At 50.4% G+C, this 4,268-nt stretch carries 5 protein-coding genes; 2 read left to right on the forward strand and 3 right to left on the reverse strand.

Features of this window, described 5'->3' with window-relative positions:
* Nucleotides 1-194, forward strand: a 194-nt coding sequence (locus QZP87_RS15140) for a hypothetical protein (protein ID WP_291323762.1), incomplete at its 5' end; no start/stop codon positions are given.
* Between the two features lie 343 nt (nt 195-537).
* Nucleotides 538-1,053: a hypothetical protein gene (locus QZP87_RS15145; RefSeq protein ID WP_291323763.1), complete on the forward strand. Its 516-nt coding sequence runs from the start codon at nt 538-540 to the stop codon at nt 1,051-1,053.
* A 458-nt stretch (nt 1,054-1,511) separates the two neighbouring features.
* Here the strand turns inward: QZP87_RS15145 and QZP87_RS15150 are convergent, their stop codons facing one another.
* The 3 genes from QZP87_RS15150 to argC form a co-directional block, all read right to left on the reverse strand.
* Nucleotides 1,512-1,976: a GerMN domain-containing protein gene (locus QZP87_RS15150; protein ID WP_291323764.1), complete on the reverse strand. Its 465-nt coding sequence runs from the start codon at nt 1,974-1,976 to the stop codon at nt 1,512-1,514.
* 121 nt (nt 1,977-2,097) lie between these two features.
* Complete coding sequence (locus tag QZP87_RS15155) at nt 2,098-2,580, reverse strand: NAD(P)H-dependent oxidoreductase (RefSeq protein ID WP_291323765.1); 483 nt, start codon at nt 2,578-2,580, stop codon at nt 2,098-2,100.
* A gap of 206 nt (nt 2,581-2,786) precedes the next feature.
* Entirely contained in the window at nt 2,787-3,839 is a 1,053-nt protein-coding gene (argC, locus tag QZP87_RS15160; RefSeq protein ID WP_291323766.1) for an N-acetyl-gamma-glutamyl-phosphate reductase, read from the reverse strand.
* Nucleotides 3,840-4,268 lie beyond the last annotated feature (429 nt).

Below are 4,268 nucleotides of genomic sequence, written 5' to 3' on the forward strand. Positions count from 1 at the left end.
GCCGGAAGCCGCAGATTGCATTAGCCATCCAGCACTCACTTTCTTCCGGCACTCATGAATGCCGGAAGAAAGTGAGTGCTGGAGTGATTACCTTTTGGCCTGGCTTCCGGCCAGGACAAAATGATTTTTTTCTTTATCCATCTCTTAATCTATGCCTGCCACGCGTCTTTGGCGTGGTTAATCCTGTCAAATAGCTCTTTTCTTTATTGGGTTGCGGGCGTAGCCCGCTTTGGTATCTGTTTAACATTTTTAAGGAGAGCAGGGGACAGGCACTCCCGCACTTATTTTTCAGTAATGAACTTCACATCAGCTAAAAATAAGTGCGGGGAGAGCCAGTCCCCATGCCACATGCAAAGCGCTAAACAGATACAGGAGTTAATAGTCAGCAGTTAACATTACAGCGAAACTTATGCAACCATTCGGGTAAGGGCAGGGATTTGATATTTTAAAAAAATGCTATAAATCCATAGTACTGACAACATGAACTTATGTCTGTTCAGATGCCGGTTAAAGTGTCTGAACGAAAGGAGAGTTGCTATGTCCAAAGATAATGGCAGGCAAATTCTGGTGGCAGGCACAGAAAAAGATAAAGTGTTCTGGCAAACCATGTACCTTCTGGACGAGCTGATGCCGGTACGTATCACGGCCACGGACAGCAAATCCACTTTCCAGGCTCTAAACAATAATCCAGTCCCGTTCCTGGTTCTTGTTCTTTCCGCATGCCTGTCGGAAAAGCTGACCAAGGAAGATCTTATGAGCATTCGAGAAGATTACTGGGTCGAGATCATAGTAGCGGGTCAGTTTACGACCCGGCGTGGAGAACAGCAGGCTCGCGCCATTGGAATCTCCTGCTACCTTCTGCTGCCGGATCAAGCCCCTCTCCTGGCAGAGCAGACCCAGCACCTGCTGAATGTCTGCCGCAGACGCCTGGAAAATATGCCCGGTCACATGCGCAGGACATACAGATATAACTGCAAAAAGTCATTTTTGCAGTCACAGACGTCAGAGATCAGAGGTCAGAGGTCTAAGAGGTCTGTAAAATCAAAGAGTTAAGTAGATTGTTAATTTCTGAATTTTTCATTCCCCGTCTTTTTGCAGGTGCATCCATACAGGTTTGGACGGGATGAACCTTTTGCATCATGAGTGCAAGCATATCTGGCCCCTGGGCACAAATTGAGGGACATAATGCTGTTTGTGATTTCGTATCTGTTTAGCGCATTTTAAGAAAGCAGGGGACAGGCACCAACCCGCACTTATTTTTAGCTGATGTGAAGATCATTACTGAAAAATAAGTGCAGGGGTGCCTGTCCCCGTGCCACATGCAAAGCGCTAAACAGATACCTATCGACCAGGAACGAAGAACCAGGAACTATGAACTCTCAAGTTATCTGGTTGTTCCTGATAACAAATTACAGATAACCGGGTTGCGGGCACAGTCCGCCTCAGTCATATATCCCAGCATAGCAGTGTATAAAATAACAAGTATATTTTTCTGGCCAATGTGCATCTTCTTATATGTCGATTTTAATGGGCCTGTTGATCAACATGTGTCCGGCAAGTGACTCCACGATTTCCCCTTCCACCATGATCTGCACTGATTCCACCCCTTGAACCTGGCTTGCAGTCAGCACAATAGCCTGGACCAGGACCGCCTCCCACTCTCCGCCCATGACTGCTCTGGTGATCTCCGAAGAAAAATCCAGATAGGCTGTACTGTTCTGGATAAAGCCGTTGAGCAGCCTGACGTTTTCCGGAACCACCCTGCTGAGCATCAGGCTTTGCGGCCCCTGCAGCCAGGTCTCAATCACAGGCACAAGACCGGGTTGCGGCCCGTCAAAATCCCTGGTTTCAGAGGCAAGCTTGATCCTGGTTTCAGTGACCTGCATAAAGTATAGGTCTACTGTAGTTACAACCTTGTCTTCAGAGCAGCCGGCCTGTAAAGCCGCCATAATAATCAGAATAAAAACGTATTTCATGCTTGCCCGGCTACACAATGATTCAGCCTTCCGGACATATACAGAGCTTTTTCGTCTTGCTGGTAATCCATTTTCATAATTGCAACCCTTAACCATAAAAGTAGACTCCGGGTGAAAACGGCTACTGTCTAAGCTTAAGAGCTGTTTCAGCCACCCGGGCACCCAGCCTGGCCCCGTTTTCCCTGGCCCGCTCATCGGGTTCGCCCACGCAGGCAGTACCGTAATGCCCTGTAGCACTCATGGGATCGCCGACAATTATCATGCCGTAGATCATCAGGGCCTGAATGATGGAAAACATGGTCGTCTCCTTGCCGCCTGTGGGATCACCTGATGTGGCGAAAGCCGCACCGACTTTTCCCTCCATCTTTTTCCTTAGGCTTATAAATTCATCTATAACCCTTTTCAGGTCTGCAGCCATCACCCCGAAATACACAGGCGACCCGGCGATAACTCCGCTGCAGTTAAGAAAGTTGTCTTTGGTCACCTCTGATGTGCTTTTGATTATCGCCTGGGCCCCTTCCACGGAGTCCACGCCCCGGGCGACTGCCTCAGCCAGCTTTCTCGTATTTCCCGACTTGGAATAGTAAAGTACCAGTATCTGCATATGCCAACCTCCTGCAACTACTCATTACGATTAAAGAAAAGTTCCTCTTCCATGGGATCCGGGCGGTCAAGTTTATTTTTCTGAGTATGCCAAGCAAGTCCTGTCAAAAGTCCTTTTTCCCCCACGCCCATCCTTAGTGTCCAGACACGCCCTTTGTGTGAGCATAAGGTTCTTTTCGCATTCGCATCTTAAATAGCCGTTCCCCTTCAGGGCATCAACGGCGGGGTGCACAGGCCCAGATCAAGCTCATAATCCGCCATGAGGTTGGCATTGGCCACCGCCTGCCCTGATGCCCCCCTGCAGAGGTTATCAATGCAGGAGACAATCATGAGTCTGTCAGTCCTGGGGTCCTGGACAAACCCAAGGTCGCAGTACATGGTTCCCCGGACCCACCTGGTCTCAGGCAGGACACCTTCCGGCATTATGCGTACCCAGGGGCTGTCCTTGTAGAAATCCCGGTAAACATCCCGGATCTGCTCCGTCTTGATAGAGTATCTCAGGTTTACGTAACAGGTGCTGAGTATGCCCCGGTTCATGGGCACCAGATGTGGACTGAAGGTGAGGCGTATATCTGTACCGGCCGCCAGGGCAACCTCCTGTTCAATTTCCGGTGTGTGCCTGTGCTTGCCCAGACTGTAGGCTTTAAAGCTGTCAGTCACTTCGCAGTACAGTGTCCCGGTCTTGGCAACCCGGCCTGCTCCGCTGGTCCCGGACTTGCTGTCTACAATAATGTCCTGAGCTTTCAGAAAACCCTGTTTCAATCCGGGATACAGGGCCAGAATAACTGAACTGGGGTAACACCCCGGGTTGGCCACCAGGCTGGCACCGGCAATCTGCTCCCGGTATATCTCCGGCAAACCGTACACTGCCTGTTGCAGCCGTTTCTGCTGTCTATGTTCAATACCGTACCACCTGGAATAAACACCTGGATCCCGCAAGCGAAAATCAGCACTTAAATCCACAACCCTGGTCTTTTGCTCCAGGATGGCTGCAGCTATATCCATAGCCGCCCCATGGGGAACCGCCAGAAATACCAGACTGCAGATACCGGCCACCAGTTCCGGGTCTGGAACGGTGATGGCAACGCTGCCGGCCCTGGTGCCCTGCATGAATGGGAAGATTTCATGCAGGGCTTTACCGGCCTCGGAGCGCGAAGTCACAGCCCCCAGTTCAAACCCTGGATGGCTGTTCAAGATACGGACCAGTTCCATGCCGGTATATCCGGTCACCCCAACCACTGCTACGTTTGTTTTGTGCATCCGGTTTCTCTCCTGAATTTTAGTAAGTCACCAGGCTTTTTCCACGACCCTGCGCTCAAAAAGATGCCCCTGCTGGGCAAAAGAGACTGCCCACCCCGGTTGAATGGAAGAGATTCAACCGGGCATGCGCAATACACGGAATATCACGGAATATGCGTTGCTTAGCAACGCTTTAAAAACTTCCGTGTCCTTCCGTGTGTTCCATGGGCAAAACCTCTTGGCTTGCATTGAAAAATAAACAACATGTCGTTTCGAAATTTGTGCTGAGCGCCTAACACTACAGCGAAACTTTGTGTAAATTATCGTCTCGGTCACCGGGGACAGGCACTTTTGCCGACCTCAAACCGTAAAACGGCCGGACTATCCGGCGGCAAAAGAGCCAGTCCCCTTCCAGATTGCTAAACAGATACGGTGAGAGCCAGACCCCGC

This window comes from Desulfonatronospira sp., assembly GCA_003563255.1.
In the GTDB taxonomy this organism is placed as follows: Bacteria; Desulfobacterota; Desulfovibrionia; order Desulfovibrionales; family Desulfonatronovibrionaceae; genus Desulfonatronospira.

Excerpts from the sequence above, each read along its gene's own strand:
- QZP87_RS15145 (WP_291323763.1), top strand. The coding sequence starts at position 538 with ATGTCCAAAGATAATGGCAGGCAAATTCTGGTGGCAGGCACAGAAAAA.
- argC (WP_291323766.1), bottom strand. The coding sequence starts at position 3,839 with ATGCACAAAACAAACGTAGCAGTGGTTGGGGTGACCGGATATACCGGC.
- QZP87_RS15150 (WP_291323764.1), bottom strand. The coding sequence starts at position 1,976 with ATGAAATACGTTTTTATTCTGATTATTATGGCGGCTTTACAGGCCGGC.
- QZP87_RS15155 (WP_291323765.1), bottom strand. The coding sequence starts at position 2,580 with ATGCAGATACTGGTACTTTACTATTCCAAGTCGGGAAATACGAGAAAG.